Below are 19,069 nucleotides of genomic sequence, written 5' to 3' on the forward strand. Positions count from 1 at the left end.
TCAGCCCTTGATAAAGGCCAGCAGATCGTTGTTGACGCGATCCTTGTGGGTGTCGGTCAGGCCGTGTGGTGCGCCCGGATAGACCAACAGTTTGGCGTGCTTGACGATCGCGGCGGCAGCGCGGCCCGAGGCATCGATCGGCACGATCTGGTCGTCGTCGCCGTGAATGATCAGGGTCGGCTTGTCGAACTTCCGCAAGTCGGCACGGAAGTCGGTTTCGGAAAACGCCTTGATCGAGTCGAAGGTGTTTTTGTGGCCAGCCATCATGCCTTGCATCCACCAAGCGTCAATCAGTCCTTGCGAGGTCTTGGCGCCCGGACGGTTGAAACCGAAAAATGGGCCGGCGGCGATGTCTTTGTACAGCTGCGAGCGGTTGGATAGCGACCCTGCGCGGATGCCATCGAATACCTCGCGCGGCAAACCGCCCGGATAGTCGGGAGTCTTAAGCATCAGCGGCGGCACGGCTGACACCAGGGCCAGGCCGGCGACGCGCTTGGTGCCGTGGCGGCCGACGTAGCGCGCGACTTCGCCGCCACCGGTGGAAAAGCCGACCAGTACAGCGTTCTTCAGATCGAGCACTTCGATCACGTGCGCCAAGTCATCGGCGTAATGGTCCATATCGTTGCCATCCCATGGCTGGGAGGAGCGACCATGGCCACGGCGGTCGTGCGCGATGCAGCGATAGCCTTGGTCGGCCAAGAAGATCATTTGCGATTCCCAGCTATCCGAGTTCAATGGCCAACCATGGCTGAATACGACCGGCTGACCATTCTTCGGCCCCCAGTCCTTGTAGTACAGTTCCACCCCGTCGCGCGTGGTAACGCTGGCGACCTGGCGGGTCTGTTTGTCCGAGGCGGCTGCACCGGCGCTCAGTGATACGCCCGCCGCCGCCGCGCCGGCAGCCGCCGTAGCCGCGCTCTTCAACACATTGCGTCGGAGCTGATCCGGATTGGTAACGTTGCTCATGCTTTTCCTCTTTGTCAGTTGAAATGTTCGGCATGTCTGACATGCCACCCATAGCGTACTGGGGAGAGGAGGGCCCGCCATCGTCACGAAGAGTGCCGCGTCGATAGCTCTTTCGGGCTATCGGGCTTAAGCGGCGTCCACTGCCGCACGGCGCAGCTCGCGCAGGCGGGCGAACAAGGCCGCTGAACTACGGCCGGGATAGGCATACTCGGCAGGGATATCCAACCGCATCACTGTGCCCCGCCCAGGGGTGGAATCAAGCATATAGCTAGCCCCGGCCGCCTTGGCGCGTTCACACATGCCGACAATGCCATAGTGTCGCGGTTTTCCGCTATCCAACAACGCAGCCGGCATGCCGCAGCCATCGTCCCGGACCTGCAGCATGAAGCCATCGGGACGATACTCGATGGTGAGTTCAACTTGTTTCGCATCGGCGTGACGCGCGGCATTGAACAGCGCTTCGCGCGCGATCGCCTTGACCTCTTGGCGCACCCGTGGACACAGCGGGCGTGACGCACCCGACACGCGGGAGGTGAACTTTTGCTGCAGCAGCAGGCTGGCATACTGGCACAACGCATGATCGAGGTCCCCGGAGTCGCCGTTATGGCGGAGGTCCGACACGCAGTCGCGGCCTTCAGCCAGTAATTCGTCGGCGAAGTCAAGCGTTTGCTCGATCTCGCTCCGCTGCGCAGCGCTGATCGGCAAGTTACGCACTTGCCGCTCGAACAGCATGATCAGCCCCTGCACGCTTTGCAGCACAGTGTCGTGCAGGCCGCGCGCAATGCGCTCGCGTTCGGCCAGCCGCTCTTGCATGCGTTCCTGCACGCGCGCGGTAAGCCGGCGTACCCGCAGCAGATACAACGCCCGGATCAGCACCAGCGCCGCCAGTGCTATCAGCAAGATAAACCAGCGAGTTTCGATAAACCTCGGGGGCAGACTCAGCTCCAGTGTGGCGCCGGTTTCGTTCCATACCCCGTCCTCGTTGGCGGCGATAACGCGGAACCGATAATCACCGGGCGGCAGGTTGGTGTAGACCGCGTCACGCCCGATGCCCGCGTCTTGCCAATACTGGTCAAACCCTTCAAGTTTGTAGCGGAAACGTAGCCGCTCAGGGATCGCCAAGCCAAGCGCCGTATAGGCGATGCGCAAGTCGCGTCGGCCCACGGGCAGGCGCAAGCCATGGCGCGGCGCGTACCTGACGTCTCCCGCGCGCACCGACAGGATCTGTACAGGTGGTGCTAGTGGATTGCGTGCGATGGTCGCCGGGTCTATGTTGGCCACGTCGCTGGCAGTTGCGAACCACAGGCGGCCATCGGTGCCCTGTGTGATGGAGGGCAGTGGGCGCAATTGCTCGGCGGTGCCAACCAGTCCGTCGAGCGCGTCGAACCTCTCGTACGACACGGCCCCTCCAGGGGCATGCGTCAGTCGATCAACATCGTCATTTGCGATGCGGGTGATGCCATCCGAGCCGTTCAGCCACAGGTCGCCATTTCGGGGGCGCACCATTCCCGAGACGCCGCGTAGCGACTGGCCGCCAGCCAGTGTGACACCGTGCCAGCGCCGCCCGTCGTAACGGGCCAAGCTGTCTACCCCGCCCGCCCAGAGCTGGTTGCCGTCCGCCAGCAGCGATAGCACATTGCCCAGTCGGAGTCCCTCGGCGGCGCCGAACAACTGCAAGCGCTGGCCGTCGATCAATGCGATCTGATTCTCCGCGAATCCAGCCCAGACCCGGCCCGCGCGGTCGGTGGCGAGCGACAGTGCGAGCCTGTCCGGTATGCCGGTCAAGCTTCCATGCTTGCGCCAAACGCCGTCCTCAATCACGAACAGCCCCTGCCGCGAGACCGACACCCACATCCGGCCACGGCCATCGATGGTCATGGCTTGCGCGGCATAGCCAACCAGGTGTTTTGGATGAGGTATCCGCTCGTAGGCGCCCGACGCATCGCGTCGCCAGCGCTCGCTGGCATTGGCAAGCCACAGCGTACCGTCGGCGGCGCGGTAGGCGCAGGTAAAGCGCAATGGCTGCAGCGCCTCCTGGCGGCCGGATGCATCGTAGCGGCGCAAAGGCCGCCGCCAATCACCGATAAGAACGCCGCCACCCTCGTCGGCGACCACGCCAGGGTGGTCGAACGCAGTTTCAACCTTGACGCCGCTTAGCCGGATGCGCCGCAGGCGGTCTAAGCCACCCGAGGTACCGAGCCAAATATTTCCTTCCCGGTCCTCGAACGCGCTTTGCACCAGTGCGCCGCTCATGCCGTTTTCCCTGGTGAGCTCGCGCGCGTCGGCCGCCTTTCCGACATACGGCGCGCGGCGGCGTTCTACCGCGTTTACTTTCAGGATCCACATATTGCCGTCACGGTCGAACATCGCACCGTTGCCGCCCAGTTCGGCGTGTGGCGCAGGATTGCCGGGCGGCGCGCTGGTCAACACGCGGTAATGCTTGTCTATCCCATCTGAGGCCCATAGCGTGCCGTCCGGCGCCTCGGCTATCGCCATCAAGTCGATATACGGCCACGCCCTTTGGAAACGTGCGCGGCCGGGATCACGGAAATAAATTCCCCCGCTTAGCGAAACCCATTGGCGGCCATCCCGACCGAACAAGACCTTCTGTGTCAAGGTCTCTGGCAAGCCTTCCTGCTTGCCAACGCGGCGGAAATGCGTGGCACCGGGCTGCAGCACGCCCAGCCCGGTGCTGGTGGCAGCCCATACGCTGCCATCGGGACCTTCGGACATCGTTAGTACCATCCCGCGCGGCAAGCCACTGTCCTCGTTAAACACTCGGAAATGGTCTGCGGCAATCATGCTGATGCCACCAAAGCGTCCGCCAACCCATAGCCGGCCGTCGCGCGTGGTCAGTAATCCAACCGTGTTAGTCGTGTGCAGGCGATGACCATGCACGCTATCCATGCGTTCAAAATCGACTCCGTCGAACCGGAACAGGCCGTTCGGCGAACTGATCCATAGCCAGCCGTCCTGGGTTTGAGTGAATTGCAGGACGTCTGCAGGCGCACCGCGCTGCCCATTCCACGCAGTGTGGGCGTAACTTCCCATAGCCGGAGTGATTGCACTTGCGGGTTGGGACTGCATTACAACTGCCAGCGCTATCAGCGTGAGCCAGTGCGGTAATGAGATGGCCGGGATTGTGAGGAGCGCAATCAGACGCGTCGCTATTTTCCCGTATTTCAACAACATTTAAATTCTATTAGAGTGTTCAAGGCGAGACACCAAGCCATGAAGCCGGCGGCTACTGATATATTGCCTCTATTATATGATGAGTTAGTTCAGAAAACATTTGATGGAGGCTGGATGGACACCTCACGCTTTCGGTATCTGAACTTGGTAGTCATGCGCCATCGTTAGCCGAATCCCAGGTAATTTTGACTGCTTCATCAGTGACATGTCATTTTCCTTAGGTGATCGCTGTGAACTGCTGTACAGTAGCGCATCCATTTCGGTACTTTGTCACCGTCCTGTCTCCTTCCTGTTGAGGCCGCTTCGCCACTCCTGTCTGATTCTCGACCACTGGCTCTACTTGAGAAGTGGCTCCGTTCGTCTATAGCAAGGAGCAGCATGATCACACATACGGGAACAATTCATTGGTTCAGCAGATTGAAAGGCATTGGTCAAATCAGGCCGGATGCGGGTGGCCACGATCTCTTGGCAGATATCGGGGACTTCGTTGAGGTGCAGCCAGCAGGATCCCTCGAGCATAAGCTTGTTGCTTATCAATTGGATGAGTCGGTTGTTGGCGGGCGCGCTACGCGGATTCACATGGTGCAACGGCTCTGAACTTGGCTAAAGAAAGCCTCATCGATATGCAGGGCATGATCCAGGAAGTCTCGGCGGACGGCGTCACCGCGTTGAACTGGAGAGCGGCGTTCGGCTGATTGCCTATTCTGAGGCCGCATGAAAAACCTTATCGGCATTCTAGCCGGTGATGTGTCCTTGAAGCTGTCCGCTTACGAACTATGGACAAGGGTCGAATTACCTTCCGCCATCTCGACGCTCCTAAAGGGCCGGAATGCGCGGGACAATTCGGCGCACCCACTGAAGCTCATGTCGCTATGGACCGCGGCTAATGCAGGCCGCGGCGCCTGCGCTCGTGGATGGCACGTCAGCTTGCCGGATGCTTGTTCGGTGTGATTGCTTCCGAAAGGGATTGCTCTGCACTTTCTCGCCTGCGTAACGCGGGTTGCGTAAGAACGCGCGCGATCACCCGAGCGGGCACATGTTTAAATTCCATGTAGCGTCGAGCCAGACTGGCATTGCGCACGGCCAAGATATTGAGTCCACGGGCGACGGCGTTTGCGGTCACCTCATCAGTGCGTCGTTGCCGTTCAATCATGGGACGCCAGCCGGGCTGCCTGTGCGATTGAGGGGGGCGTTGACAGACGTTGCGCGCAAGCGAGTGCCTGCTCGAGGAAATCGTAGTGGAACTCTTTGTACCGAGAGGTTCCATGCGCGTAGACGATGATAAGTTTCATTGATCTCGAACTCTTCGCTGGCGGGGCCCGTCTGTTGCTCCCGGCACAGGGCAATGGCATCGACTGGTAGTCGGGCCGGCGCTGGTCTACCTTGGCGTAAGCAATAGCATCTCTCAATGTGTCCGGAGCGATACTGTTGGTAGTGGAAGCTGCGGCCTTCGAACCAAATGCCCAGGGCCGCGTTGGCAAGCGGCGGCGCTCCGTTGAATTGCGCGCTGTCCATCTGGGTTCCTATTCACTGGGGAATCGTACGCCGCTGGCTCTCGATAAATACAGGGAACACGCGATGGCGCTCGTAAACATAACTTAGACTATACCCCTTGCGGCCAAGGTCTAAGTTCTTTTTGGGTGCGAAGTGAGCGTTTTCCGGCACATAGTATTTTGTAGACAGCCGCTCCAATATTCATGCTAATGCAAGACTGACCAGCGGTCCTCACCCAGGAGGGAGCCGTGAGAAGGGACCTGTCCGCGGGCGCAAAGTCTGCGGTATCAGCAAAGCTATCTGCGGACAGCGACAGCAGGCGCTTGCGCAGACACTCCTTGGCGGCAGGGCCTTGGCACGCAGATTTCGGACGGCCCAGAAAAAAACGGATTTACGTTGAACGTAAATCCGTTTTTTTCTAGTCGGTAGCACGTAGCGGCGACACACCCGGGCTATCTGCACGGCGCATGCTTCCGCCAGATCAACGGCTTAAATTGCGCGGATCTCTCCGGCTTTGTCACCTTTGGGACCGGTCGAGCGCACGAAGGAAACGCGCTGGTTTTCGGCCAGGCTTTTGAATCCTTGCGATTGAATGTCCTGGAAATGGGCAAAGAGATCGCCGCCGCCTGCGTCAGGTGTGATGAAGCCGAAGCCTTTGGAGTCATTAAACCATTTTACGGTGCCAGTTTGAGTAGTCATTTTCGTTCCTTTTAGATGATGGGCAAGCGCCCGAATCGCACGTTCGACCAAGAGGGCAATGAGAGGAAATCAAACAGGACCGCCAATAGGCGAGACGGGAGAGAAAGACCAACAATAACGGCGACTTGATGTAGTGCGGGATTCAATATACACGGTTTTCGCACTGTCACCTTTGTTTTTCGGATTATTTTTCGCGGCTGCGACTTCAGATGCTACTTATCGCAATCACATCCGAACTCCGTAGGCAGCTTTTCCAAAATTGCTGTATCTTGCTGGCGAGACTAGAGGAGTTACGCCTCTGCTCATACCAATTTCCAGCCAAGTACATAAATCAGGAGCCTGGAAACGACATGGAAATATACGATCGAGAAGCCTACGACGTCGAGGATGTAGAGACAGCTCTGCATGTGCTTCACTCCGCGTTGACAGACGATCTGGAAGTTCTAGAAGCAAAGATTCGCGCAGTAGGCCTTACCATGCCTGCAGCGCCAACTCAGGCTGAGTCCGAGATGTCCGAATACCATGCGGCGCGAGCGGCTTTGCATAGCGGCTTAGTGAGCATCGCCGAAGTACTCGGATGGATCCAATGGAAGACTGAAGAAGAGCCCGAAGGCGAAGTTGCAGTTGCCCTTCAGCCGCTGCCAACGCTACGCGGATGCTCTATCCATTAATTCTACGATAGCAAATGGCAGGCGAGGCAAACTTTAACTGGAGAAAATGATGAGTAAAAGCCAAGACGCGAAGAAATCCCCGAAAAAGGAACCAGTAAAAACTCCGAAGGAAAAGAAAGCGGACAAAAAAATCAAAAAGGCGGAGAAGATGCGCCAGCAGTAATAAGCGCTATCTTAGGCAGGAATTCGCGGGAACCCATGTGGATTTTTCAGCATCGGTTCTTGCTATTACAGCGGCATCTTCCTCCTCCGCCACAGCATTGAGCAGGCCACTGAGAGTCGCGCCGAAATGCTCGAAAAATTTCGCCAAGTCATCCTCGGCTCGTCGGAAAAATTCTGAGACCATAAACCCGCGAAGTGCCAGCTACCTAACCCGAGCCTCTGTGCGGACCACCCAACGGCTCTCGGTGACCGGCGGGCCGCTAGCTTTACTGAATCGCCACCGCTATCCTGGACGCCCCGAAGCCTCTGAGAATGCCGCTTTTCAAACTCGATTGGCGACAGCTTTTTGTTGAACTCATGTGACCAGGCGATGGCGCGGCCAGCGTACGAGCGCTTGGGCGGCTAAGTGAAAGTGGACGAAACCTCCTGGCCTTCACCGTCCGGGAACGGCCCCGGGTTGGGTAGTTAAACGCTCGCGCGCTGCTGGCGCATAAGAAAGCTGCACCGGACTTTTTCGCGACGAACCGGTGGGGCCGTAAGTGGAAGCGCCCGTGCACCCTGGAACGTGAGCTGCGGTGACGGGCGAATACGATCAGCAACGCGGAGTGATGGTGTGATTACTGCACTACGAGTTCCACCCGGCGGTTCATGGCTCGTCCAGTTTCGTCTGCGTTCGAAGCGACGGGGGCCAGGCTGGCGACGCCTTTGCTCGCAAGGCGAGTTGCAGGAATCTGGTATTGCTTGGCTAACGCTGAGACCACCGCCTGTGCACGTTGCTGTGACAGCGCCTGGTTGGCGTCCAGGTTGCCCTGGTTATCCGTATGGCCGACGATGTACACCTTGAGTGCGGGCTGGGTCTTCAGGAGTTTCGCCATTTCGTCCAGCTGGGTTTTGGATTCAACTGCTTTGATGTCCGCCTTGCCGGTGTCAAAGTAGATGCCGTACAGGGCGATCTTGCCGCTCGACTGCAAGGCAGACTTCAAGCCATCTGCATTGACGGTAACCTGGCCGCCCTCCATCGCTTTAGGTTCGGCAATCTCGATGTAGGTCGTGGTGAATTCAGTGTTGTGGACTTTGCCCGAATTTAGCATCACGTGGACGGTGGCACCGTTTTTGGCCAGGGTGCCGTATGTGAAATAAAGGTCATCGGTGCCAAGCATATTCGAACCGCCCAGCGAGCCCATCTGTCGATCGAGCGCGGAGCCGTCAGCCTGACGATCCCGGTTCGCATTGAAGTCGGCTTCCTTCATGGCTCGGTAACGATCGTTTAAACCGAAGCGCATGTACTCGCAATCTTTATCGCGTGGCGTGCAGCTGATGCTGGCCTTGAATCCAGCTGCCTTCAATGCCTGTTCGTAGTTTCGATGAACTTCCAGCGGTGTCTTGCCGAGCGGGGCGAAATAAACCATGCGGGTGATCTGGCCTTCCACGGTGATCGGCGCGATGAAATCATTGTTGCTGTTCAGGCCCAGCTTGCCGGGAAAAGTCGCCTGGTCGAAGTTGATCTTCTTGTAGGCCATCATCCAGGAATTGTTGTAGCGCTGGAGCAGGGGATGATCCTGGCCACCGGCGACGTCGATTGCCCAATTCGGACCGGCAGAAGCGGTAGTGGTGAATGCGAAGGCGGATAGACAGAGTGCGGTGGAGAAGATGCGGCGTGCCAGATGGGAGGACAGCAGTTTCAAGGTTGATCCTTTCTCAGAGAACGGCAAAGCATGGATGTAAATTGCAACGATGGCAATTTTATACCGCTCAGCCCGCGGATTCGTCGGTAATCGGAGCGACTATTTAACGATGCCGCGGAGTCTGCTGAAATTGAAGGTTCTACCTCAGTTCGACGCCGCTATCAGTCGTGTCATCCACTTGCGCGCCGACCCATATGGCGTGGCAGCTGACCGGCTGGGGCTCGCTAGCCCAGAAGTTCGCCAGCGATGATTTCGGCAACTCAAAAACATGTCGGCTATTGGCGAAAAACATAAAAGACTGCCGCGATCGCCGCCGTTAGAATCGAGCGCGAAAAACGAGTAGAGGAGGCGCCGACGCGCGCACAGATAATCGGTTTCTTACCGCGCATGGAAGGTTTTGATGCACCGCGCAGCTTTGCCCTGATCGCCTTGTTCCTCGTTAGCACGACCGAACTGGACGAGCTTCCCTGATCGTGTCTGGTCACAGATCCGATCTTTGATGCGACGTCGTGCCGTCTTCTTTCTGCTGCAGCAGATCCCGGTCCTCTGCATCCCATGGCTGTCACGGTGTGTGCTGGGGCAAATTTTAATCAAACAAGGAAAAGATATGAGATATGTATGGGCCGCGCTGCTTTCCACCGCGCTCGTTGCCTGCGGCGGGGGGGCAAGCTCCGCCAACCCTTCCGCACCAATCCCAGCGTTGGGTTCCACACCGGCGTTGGGCGCTGCGCCGTCAACCCCCGTCATACCCCCCGTCGTCGTGCCGCCTGCGAGCCCTGCGGGCTGTGGCAGTGGTTCCAAGCTGGCCACCGGCATGCATTCGCTCACCAGCGACAGTACTTCGCGCAGCTACTGGATCGAGATGCCGGCCAACTATGACCGTAACAAGGCCTATCCTTTGATCATCGGGTTGCACTGGCGTGATGGCAGCGCTGCCGATGTCTACGGTTGGAGCGGCTTTTTCGGTCTGAAGAATCTGTACGGCGACAATGCCATCTTTGTTGCTCCGGAAGGCCTGGATAAGGGTTGGGCCAACACCGGTGACCGTGACATTCGCTTTCTGCGCGCGATGATCAGCGAGGTACAGCAGGGCGCGTGCACCGACACCCAGCGTGTTTTCGCTACCGGTTTCAGCTTTGGTGGCATGATGTCCAACGCCATCGGATGCCAGATGGGCGACGTGGTGCGAGCGATCGTGCCGATGGCCGGTTCGCTCTGGAGTGGCTGTGCCAGTTCTTCCAATAAGGTGGCGGCCATGTTCATTCACGCCAAAGACGATAACGTAGTGCCTTATTCAGCGGGGATGGAGGCGCGCGATCTTTTCCTTAAACGTAATAGCTGTAGTGCCAACACGGTTCCAGTGGGCAGTAACGGCTGCGTAGAGTACCAGGGCTGCGACAGCGGCAAGCCCGTGATTTGGTGCGGTACCGAGACAGGCGGCCACTGGTATCCCAATTTCTCGGCGCAGGAGTCCAAGGCCTTCTTTGAACGGTTCAAGTAGTCGAACAACGCTAAACGGCAGCTTCGGCCGCCGTTCTTTTGTGTGCCAGCTATGGACGGTCTCGGAACGTCTCTTTGCGAAGGTGCCAATAAACGGAATAGCGTTGGTGATGCAGGTCAAATAACGGCCGAACGACAATTCCGGTTGCCGGACCAGCGTCCTTGATTCTGAACGCGGACGGATCGCCGGGAACCGGAGCGAGCCAATCGGCCGGATTGCCGGACGTGCTGACGAGATTGGGAACCGGCGCCGCAGCGATCTTCAGGAAGGCATCCTTGTCGCCCACGTCGCTACCGGGCATTTTGTCCTTGCCAAGTTCACCAGCCAGCAATAGGGGACCATGGAATATGGAGACCATCGAAGATGCGTCCCTGGCTTGCTCCAGCCGCAGCCCCACCGGGAGCGTAAGATCGATGACGTCGCCGGCTTTCCATTGCCGACTTAACGAGATATAGCTTGCGGGCTTCGCGTCCACCGCTTGCGGCTTCCCATTGATGCTCAATGCAGCCGGTTTGGCGATCCATGCTGGGATTCGCAAATTGAGGGTAATGGCATGGGCGCCAGTTTTGAGCACCGTCAAGCGCACCGGGTCACCGCGCGCGATATCCCCTTCCTGCCGCAAAAGCATCCCGGCTTCCGGCCAGTTGAGCTCTGATGGGATATACAGGTTCACCCAGAGCGTATCATCCTTGCGAAAGTAAATTCCTTCGTTGTAGCGTGCGGTGTTTTCAATACCGGTGCCGTTACAGCAAAAACTGCCGTTAAGATAGGTGCGAAAGTCGCCATGGAGCGGCGTGAAGTACGTCACGGCGCCCGAATCGGGCGCCACCGAAGCCAGCACGTGGTTATACAAGGCGCGCTCGTAATAGTCAGCGAGCTCCGCGCGGCGGTTGCGCTCGAAAAGCCTGGTGGTGAGCTTGAGCATGTTGTGGGTGTTGCAGGTTTCGGCCGTAGTCGGGGACAAGACTTGTGGTCATCGATTGACGGGCCGGCCTCGACGCCGGGTTTGTCGAACCATTCGTTAAATGAGTTGCCTCCGTTGGTGAACGAATGCTTGTGCACAACCAGCCGCCAGAAATTTTCGGAGGCCTTCAGTTCCAGCGGGTTGCCATTGGCGTTAGCACAGTTTGCCAAGCCCACTGCTTGCGCGACGTGCGTATTGGCGTGTACGCCGCCCAGCCGATCTTCGCCCGCGGCAAGCGGGCCGACAAACCATGCGCGATTGAACCTACGGGCGGCGGCGAGATGCCGGGGATCGTTGTCGATTTTGAAGAGTTCCGCCAGAACGTCACTCATCGCACCAAATTCGTTTTGCGGATTGCGGCTGCCGTCCGTGCGGAACAACCTGTCAATCTGTGCGGCATCAAGCGCTGCGAGCCGCTTCCCAAAGTAGTCTGCCATCCGGCTAGCTACCTTGAGCGCCTGCTGGTTCCCGACATAGGCATGGGCGTCGAGGAGGCCCGACATAATCTTCTGGACCGTGTAATAAGGCACCAAGATGCCCTCCGCATCGGCCCCAGGCTTACCTTCAAGCTGGTCAAATGCAGCTGTGGGAAAAGCCGCCAGGTAACCATCCAGATCCAGGCTGCCCTGGCATTTGGAGAGCTCACCCACCAGGTAGTTCACCCGGTCGCGAAACAGCGTGCTGCCGGTAGCCGCCGCCATGCGCGAAGCGGCGGACAAATAGTGCCCCGTCATGTGCCCGCGCAGAAAACCACTATCCCAACCGTCATAGCCGCTTGCGATGCCTTCTTTTTGGGGAAGTTTGGCCAGGGCGCGATAGGGATAAAGTAACTTGTCGGGATCATAAGAGGCCAGCACTCCTTTGCGCTGCAGCTCCTGCCGTATGTAAAACGGACTTCCCGGCAGCAAGCGCACCTGGGTCGCGAGGAAGGCGTGCGCCGCATCAACAGGAACAGGGGCCGGCACGGAAGGTACAAGTTGGCCAAGGTCGCGGGCGGCGCAATGCGCCGGCAGCGCCGCGAGCGTGGCTTTGAGCATCGATCGCCGGGTGAAGGACATTGGAACGCCTTTCGTGAAATGGGATTGCCAAGGTGGGAATTACTCTTCTGCCAGGCTCCGGGATAGTGCTGTATGGGGATGAGGGCGCGAGTGCGGCTATTTTTGCGACGCGATGCGCGATAAGGCAATTATGAAAATTGCCGGTGGCGAGAACGATTTTGCTCGAGCGTTTAACGTTCCGCCAAACGCTGTTCGCCAGAAATCAAACCGCGGATGTGATTTGCACTGCCTGCGCCCAAAGAAAGCACGCGATTTCACCTTGGGTGGTGACCCGCATGCAGGGCAGTGTGGGGGGGCAGCCCGGCAATGCAATCGTTAACTTTCATTAACGACTTACAAGGCCGGGCCGCACGCGGTTTTCACTGCGGCTTGGACGCGAACAGACCGAATTCCGCGAGGTCGGTAAAGGTGGCGTCGCCGTTATTGGCCGTGATGTTGAGCCGGTAGTAGCGATAGGCACCGGGCCGGGAGACAGGGTAGTTCTTCGGCGCGAAGCGTCGGCCGAACACCTGATTGCTTTGCGCGTCGAGTGTTTGCCAGGCCACGCCGTCGTTGGAACCCTGGAGCTCCCAGTCCTTCGGATCGCGCGGAACCTGGTCGTTGGAACTGATGACGGTGTAGCTCTGGACTGTCTCCGTATGCCCGAGGTCATATTGCAGCCAACCCTGCACACCTTTGTAGAACCATTGCGTCGCCGAGTTATGGTCGAAGGCGCGCTTGGCGTTGTCGGCATTGTTCGCACTGTCGTTGGCAGTGCCGCCGGCGGCGACATTGACCATCGGGTGGAACGGTGTGGCCGAGTCCTCGGGGGAATCGGCGCCAACGCCGGCGGAGTTTGCCGCTGCGACGGTGTAGTAGTAGGTGGTGCCGTTGGCCACCGATTTGTCCGTGTAGCTGCCGCCCTTGACATCTGTTGCGATGGCAGTATAGGGGCCGCCGCTGGACTTGGCGCGCTTGACCACGTAGCGCGTAGCGCCGGATGAGCGCTGCCAGCGCAGGGGAACAGCGCCATCGCCCGGCGAGGCCAGCAGCGCTGCCGGCGCTGCCGGGATCACGCTCGGGGCATTGCCGTCTCCTCCAGTGATCTGCACGTTGCTGAAGATCGAGCTGTTAGGTGTGCCGTTGACCGTCGAAGAGACTACCAGGCCTGCGTAGATGGTATTCGGCAGGGGGCCGTCAATCCGGCCGACGTCGGTGGCGGCCCAGTTGGTGCCATCCGGAGACAGGTAGCCGGTGATGACGTTGCCGATGCGCTCGAGCTTGACCCAATAGGAGGCCGCAGTGTTCGCAATAGGAAGGACTTTGTTCGCGTAATTGCTGCCGCCATAGGCTGTAAGATTCCGCATATTCTGCTCGGCGGCGCCGCGACTGGCGATGGCCATCCACGCACGCGGGGCGCCTTGGTCAAGGCTGGTGCGGATCATCACCCCCGCCTTTGCAGACGGGCCGGTGTTCTGGACCGATTCAACCTTGGCGATGATGGCGCCGTCGCCGACCAGAGCCTTGTAGGCGAAGTAGCAACTGTCGTTAGTGCCCCAAATCTCTGCTCCGCCGCCCGTCACAGTCCATTTGCCGGCGGCATAGCTGGCGGACCCGCTTGGGATGGCGCCGCCGAGGTCAATGCTGCTCAAACCCGTTGTCAGCGAGGCGGTCGATGGAATGGCAAGCTGTGGCGCCGGCGCCGCGACGGAGGTGTCGGCGTCCTTCAAGAACATGAAGCTGTTGCCGTCCACCGGCATCCAGAGGCGCCGTTGTGCGATAAATGGTGCCTGCACGCCCTTGCGGATGGCGTAGGCGGCATGGATCTGGTTGAGCAGGACGTTACCGCCACCCCAGCCGTCCCAGCCGCGGTTGGTTCCGTCAGCGATGTAATAGGCATCGGTGGTGCCAAACGGGAGTGCAGTGGTCGGCACGAGTTCGTTGACCCGCGCGAAATATTCACCAGCTGCCAGCAGCCGGTCGTCGAAATCGGAATAGATGTCGATGCCTTGCTTCCAGAGTGCCTCGGCGAGCATGATCAGCGATTTGAGCTGCCCATGGAAGTGGCCCTGGTCGCGCAGGGAGTCGCCGAGCATGCCGATATCGTTGGAATTGCGCAGTCCGATGTGGGCCAGCGTGCGCACCTGGTACACAACCTTGTCCACCGCCGCTGCATCGTCGTTGAAGATGGACATCAAACCGAGGGCAACCATTGCCAATGCGCCCTTGTTGGCGGCGCCAAACTGGTTTTCGCCATAGGGGTTCGATGCCGGGATCAGGACATTCTTGAAGTATTTCTTCATTGTGGCAGTGTCGGCTTCCGTCCAGCCCGGCCACGTGCCGCGCAGGATGTCGGCACCGCCCACGAACATATAGGCGTAGTCGCCCAGGTCGAGCATGGACTCGCGGCCGGAAAACTCGACCTGGGTAGTCGCCCAGGCCATGAGGATCTGGCGCGCCTTCTTTGCGTATTCGTCGTTGCCGGTGAAATGCCACATGCGCGAGAGATTCCAGACCGCCATCATGTCGCTGCGCCATGCCCATAGATTCACGTCGGGCGCGCGACCGACTGTCGCGTACGGCCCCTGCATGGCATAGGTGAGCTTGGACCTGCCTTCGTTTGCCAGCTGCTCGTAGGCGGACTTCCATGGTTGCCGGCCCTGGTCGACGTAGGCCTTGAGCGTGTTGAGGTCAGAACGGGTGAGCGGGGCGCCGGGGTGGTTGAAAACGCGGGCCGCCGTGCCGCCGCCAGGCGTGCCGCCAGCGCCGGGCGTCGTGTCAGCCCCGGTCGTGGTGCCAGTGCCGGGAGCGCCGCCGGTGTCAGGCGCGCCGCCAGCGCCAGGCGTGCTGCCAGTGCCAGGCGTGCTGCCAGTGCCGTTTGCAGCCGGTGTGTTGCGGGTGTTGCTGCTGTTGTCTGGTGCAGTCGTACTGGTGGCTTCTTCGAAGCCGCCGCCACAGCCCGCGGCGAGACTCGCTGCGAAAATCGACAGGGCGATCGTTCGCATCTTATAATTTTTCATGCCATCCTTCCAACGATTAATGTTGCCTGGCGGCAATTGTCGGTGCGACAGCCTGTCTTGGCAATTATGAATATTCCCAACTGGCATAATGAAATTGACCAGGGCGGTCAAGGCGCCAGGTCAGCTGCCGCCGTAGTGAGCCTTCTGCGCAGCGCCCGATTCGCGCAGGCTGTTGGCGGCGAGTACGTAGCGCGCGAGGGCGTCATCCAGCGTCGGCATCAGGATGCCGCGTTCGCTGCCCAGAGCCGAGAAGCGCGGCTGTGCGGCGTGGCCGTCGAAGGTAACGGCTGCGCAGGCTTCCAGTTCGTCTGTGCCGACGTCGGCCATCAGGCAGACGCGCTGCGCCAGCTGGTGCCAACTGAGCGCTTCGCCGTTGGACAGATGCCAGATGCCGCTTTCCTGGTCGATCAGGAGATCGAGGCAGGTCTGGACCAGGTCCGGTACATACGTGGGTGAGACGATCACGTCGTCGGCTGCGGCGAAGCGCTCGCCGGCGGCCAGCGCCTGCAGCGCGTTTGTTACAAAGTTGTGGCGGTCCCATGGTCCGAAGAAGGCGCTGGTGCGCACAACAAGTGTGCCGGGGTGGATGGACAGCATGCGTTGCTCGGCCTCCGCCTTGCTGCGCCCATAGACATTCAGCGGCGCTGTACGATCGCTTTCCACGTAGGGCGCGCCCTTGCCGCCGTCGAACACCAGGTCGCTGGAAAATCCAAGCAGGCGCAAGGCGTGGCGCGCACAGGCGACGGCCAGCACGGCCGCACCGTGTGTATTTTCGCGCAGGCAGCGGGCTTGCTCCTGCTCGGCCTGGTGTACACGCACATAGCCGCCGGCATTGATGATGGCCCAGGGCTGGTAGAGCCGGATGGCTGCCTCCACCGAAGCTGGATCGGCAATGTCCATCTCCTGGCGCGTCAGGACGCGGTACGACAGGTTGCGTTGCTCGCAGATGCGCGCAAACGCCGATCCCAGCGTGCCGGTGGCGCCGCTGATCAGGATCGGCTGTGCGGGGCGCTGCGGGACCTGGCGTTCGGCTGGCAGGGCTGCCAGGCTGGTGCTGCTGGCCGCCGGCGGGCAGAGAAAACGGCCGGGGCGGCGCCACCAGCCGGCGCCTTGCAAGACCGGGCTCGATAGCGGGCGGCCGGTGGCCAGCTCGCGCATCATTGTGGCCAAGGCGGTAGGGCGCGGAAGCGGTGCGCGCAGGTCGAAGGCGCCCGTTTCGTAATACCCGCTGCACTCGGTTACCAGGCAATTCCAATCGAAAGAACCCAGCAGCGACCATACCGTCACGGCGCGCACGTCCGCGCCGCGCCGGCTTGCTTCCTCGGCCGCGTTCCACACTTCGAGCAGCCAGCGCAGCTGGTCTTCCCGGTTGGCGTCGATATGGGCTTCGGTCACGGCCATTGGCAGCTTGTAGCGTTCCCATACTTCGTCGAGCAGCGGTCCAATGCCTGGCGTGGGAACGGCCAGGGCACGCGCTGTTTCGATGTCGGCAAAACCGTCTGCGCCTACGTAGCGCTGCGGATAGCGCTCGGCGCGGTGATCGAGCCAGCGTTCGCTGGTGATGTAGTAGTTCAAGCCGATGATGTCGGGCGGGCACGGGTTCTCGCTGAACCACAGCAGCTCTTGCGCGCTGAGTCCGCCGCGTTCGGTGAGGTAGGGCCACAAGGCATGTTCCTGGTTGACGCGCCCGCACAGCAGGTCCCAGGCCAGCCAGCGGCGATCATTATAGAAGTCCGCCCAGTCGGACAGCTCTGGCGTGCTATAAGTCTTACCGAGGTCATCGGTCTGGATCAGCTTGGCGTGCGGATTGACGGCACGGATGGCGCGCATCGCCAGCACGGTGCCTTGGCATTGATGGAGCAGGGCGCGCAGGAAAGTCTTGTCGTCGCGCCCGTGCGGATACCACAGTCCGTAGAGGCCGCAAAAGCGTGCCGTCGTCAAGGGTTCGTTGACGGGCGTGTAGTACTGGATCCAGGGATAGCGCTGCGCCACCGCGCCCGCGTAGCCGGCCAGCTGCTCGGCGAAGGCCGGATCCACCAGGCTGGTATGCAAGGGGCCACTGCCGTGATGCACCAGGCCCACAATCGGGGTGACACCCAGCGCCTGCAAGACCGGCAATCGCTTGTCCGGCTGGGTCCAGTCGGCACTGGCCAGGCCATTCGGCGCCACCCGCTCCCACAGCACGGGGTAGCGTAGCGCGCGAATACCCAGCGCCGCAAAGCGGTCCAGGTCGTCCTCGCGCCGGTCGTGGCCGTTGCGCTCAATCTGGCTGAAGTATTGGTCGGCTACGCGGTTGACGGTGCCTTCCAGTCCGCCCCACAGTTCTACGGTGGTTGGCTTGTTTGTTGACATTGTTCTGGGCTTGCGAGTCGAGGTGGCGAAAGTATCCCGAACTTTTCCACTGGCTGGCGCAACCTTGCCGGTAGTCATGCGTGCGCAGTCACCGGCCCCGCTTCGCTACACTGCGCGGATGCGTTATACCTTTCTCGGAAATTCGGTCGAAGAATGGGGCACGGCGCTGGCCGTGATGGCAGCGGCGGCGGCCGTGCTGTACCTGGTGAAATGCCTGGCTGTGCGGCGCCTGGCGGTGATCGCCGCATATACCCATACGGCGATTGACGATTGGCTGGTGCGCGCGCTGCGCAAGACCTGGTTGCTGACCATAGCGGTGGGCGGGGCGTGGCTGGGGAGCCAGATGCTCGACTTGCCGCCGAAGCAGCAGACCTGGATGTGGCGCATCACGGCCACCACCCTGCTGCTGCAGGGCGGAGTCTGGGCCGACAGCCTGCTGCGCTCGTGGCGCGGCCATTACCGTGCGCGCGACGAGAAAGGCGCCTCTGCCACCTCCGCTGCGATCATCGACTTCGTATTGCGCCTGGTGGTCTGGGTCGTCTTTACCCTCATGGTACTGGACAACCTGGGCTTCAATATCACGACGCTGGTGGCCAGCCTCGGCATCAGCGGCATCGCAGTGGCGCTGGCGGTGCAGAACATCCTGGGCGACCTGTTTGCCTCGCTTTCCATCGTGCTGGACAAACCCTTCGTCGTCGGCGACTTCATCATTGTGGACGACAAGCTGGGCACGGTTGAATACATCGGCTTGAAGACCACGCGCTTGCGCGGCCTGGGCGGCGACCAGATCATTTTTTCCAACGGCGACATCCTGAAGGCCCGCATCCTGAACCAGACGCGCATGCACACGCGGCGTGCCGCATTCATCCTGCGGGTGCGTCACGGTACGGCGGAACAGCAGTTGCGCGAGATTCCGCGGCTACTGAAGGACGCCGTGCTGGCCCAGGAGCAGACGGCGACCTTCGAACGCTCGCATTTTTCGGGCCTTGGCGAGTGGTCGTTCGACTTCGAAACCGTCTACTGGATCAAGTCGCCCGACTACTTCGTCTTCATGGACACCCAGCAGGCAATCTACCTGCGGGTGGTGGGCGCGCTGGCCGAGCACGGCATCGAGCTGGCCATTCCCATGCGCTTGATGATGGCGCCGGCGGCCGCTGAAATGCTGCCCGCAGCAGGACCGGAAGCGACCCGCGCCAATCCGGTCCACTGAGCAGCCGGCTGGGCGCTCAGTTCGAGGTGGACCGACGCCAGGAAGGTGTGGTCGGGATTGCACCAGCGTCGCGTTGGCTCATACGGCATCGGGCTAGCTGCCATTTTTCAAACATT

Annotated in this window: 11 protein-coding genes and 1 pseudogene; 4 read left to right on the plus strand and 8 right to left on the minus strand. The window is 60.3% G+C overall.

Annotated features, from left to right (window positions below; translation table 11 throughout):
* Together ASE26_RS18020 and ASE26_RS18025 are read right to left on the minus strand one after the other, a co-directional pair.
* Positions 1-966 carry an alpha/beta fold hydrolase gene (locus tag ASE26_RS18020; RefSeq protein WP_055924072.1) on the minus strand — a complete coding sequence of 322 codons (966 nt, stop codon included), beginning with the start codon at positions 964-966 and terminating at the stop codon, positions 1-3.
* A gap of 126 nt (positions 967-1,092) precedes the next feature.
* Positions 1,093-4,158, minus strand: a complete 3,066-nt coding sequence (locus ASE26_RS18025; protein WP_082507047.1) for a sensor histidine kinase — start codon at positions 4,156-4,158, stop codon at positions 1,093-1,095.
* A 378-nt stretch (positions 4,159-4,536) separates the two neighbouring features.
* Here ASE26_RS18025 and ASE26_RS18030 point away from each other — a divergent pair, with 378 nt between their 5' ends.
* Positions 4,537-4,755, plus strand: a complete 219-nt coding sequence (locus tag ASE26_RS18030; protein ID WP_055924067.1) for a hypothetical protein — start codon at positions 4,537-4,539, stop codon at positions 4,753-4,755.
* Positions 4,756-6,141: 1,386 nt separating this feature from the next.
* Here the strand turns inward: ASE26_RS18030 and ASE26_RS18035 are convergent.
* The gene (locus ASE26_RS18035) at positions 6,142-6,351 is read right to left on the minus strand and encodes a cold-shock protein (RefSeq protein ID WP_055924064.1); all 210 of its coding nucleotides are present in this window, start codon (positions 6,349-6,351) and stop codon (positions 6,142-6,144) included.
* A gap of 350 nt (positions 6,352-6,701) precedes the next feature.
* On the opposite strand from ASE26_RS18035, the gene ASE26_RS18040 reads away from it, so the two are divergent.
* On the plus strand, positions 6,702-7,022 hold the full coding sequence (locus tag ASE26_RS18040; RefSeq protein WP_156397809.1) for a hypothetical protein: 321 nt from the start codon (positions 6,702-6,704) through the stop codon (positions 7,020-7,022).
* A gap of 779 nt (positions 7,023-7,801) precedes the next feature.
* Here ASE26_RS18040 and ASE26_RS18045 read toward each other — a convergent pair.
* A complete protein-coding gene (locus ASE26_RS18045) occupies positions 7,802-8,869 on the minus strand; it encodes an OmpA family protein (RefSeq protein WP_055924059.1) in 1,068 nt (355 codons plus the stop codon).
* Positions 8,870-9,368: 499 nt separating this feature from the next.
* On the opposite strand from ASE26_RS18045, the gene ASE26_RS31220 reads away from it, so the two are divergent.
* Complete coding sequence (locus ASE26_RS31220) at positions 9,369-10,370, plus strand: PHB depolymerase family esterase (protein ID WP_200953737.1); 1,002 nt, start codon at positions 9,369-9,371, stop codon at positions 10,368-10,370.
* Between the two features lie 49 nt (positions 10,371-10,419).
* Here ASE26_RS31220 and ASE26_RS31865 read toward each other — a convergent pair whose 3' ends face one another.
* The 4 genes and pseudogenes from ASE26_RS31865 to ASE26_RS18070 all read right to left on the minus strand — a co-directional run bounded on the left by ASE26_RS31865 (position 10,420) and on the right by ASE26_RS18070 (position 17,743).
* Positions 10,420-11,295 (minus strand): beta-L-arabinofuranosidase domain-containing protein, encoded by an 876-nt coding sequence (locus tag ASE26_RS31865; protein WP_055924053.1) that lies wholly within the window; start codon positions 11,293-11,295, stop codon positions 10,420-10,422.
* Positions 11,296-11,384: 89 nt separating this feature from the next.
* Positions 11,385-12,392: pseudogene (locus tag ASE26_RS31870) on the minus strand (beta-L-arabinofuranosidase domain-containing protein); the annotation flags it as partial.
* Between the two features lie 359 nt (positions 12,393-12,751).
* On the minus strand, positions 12,752-15,391 hold the full coding sequence (locus ASE26_RS18065; protein WP_057246667.1) for a discoidin domain-containing protein: 2,640 nt from the start codon (positions 15,389-15,391) through the stop codon (positions 12,752-12,754).
* A 120-nt stretch (positions 15,392-15,511) separates the two neighbouring features.
* A complete protein-coding gene (locus ASE26_RS18070; protein WP_055924044.1) occupies positions 15,512-17,743 on the minus strand; it encodes a family 1 glycosylhydrolase in 2,232 nt (743 codons plus the stop codon).
* 118 nt (positions 17,744-17,861) lie between these two features.
* Between ASE26_RS18070 and ASE26_RS18075 the strand changes: the two genes are divergently transcribed.
* Entirely contained in the window at positions 17,862-18,953 is a 1,092-nt protein-coding gene (locus tag ASE26_RS18075) for a mechanosensitive ion channel family protein (protein WP_055924041.1), read from the plus strand.
* Positions 18,954-19,069 lie beyond the last annotated feature (116 nt).

Source organism: Duganella sp. Root198D2 (genome assembly GCF_001428585.1).
In the GTDB taxonomy this organism is placed as follows: domain Bacteria; phylum Pseudomonadota; class Gammaproteobacteria; order Burkholderiales; family Burkholderiaceae_D; genus Rugamonas.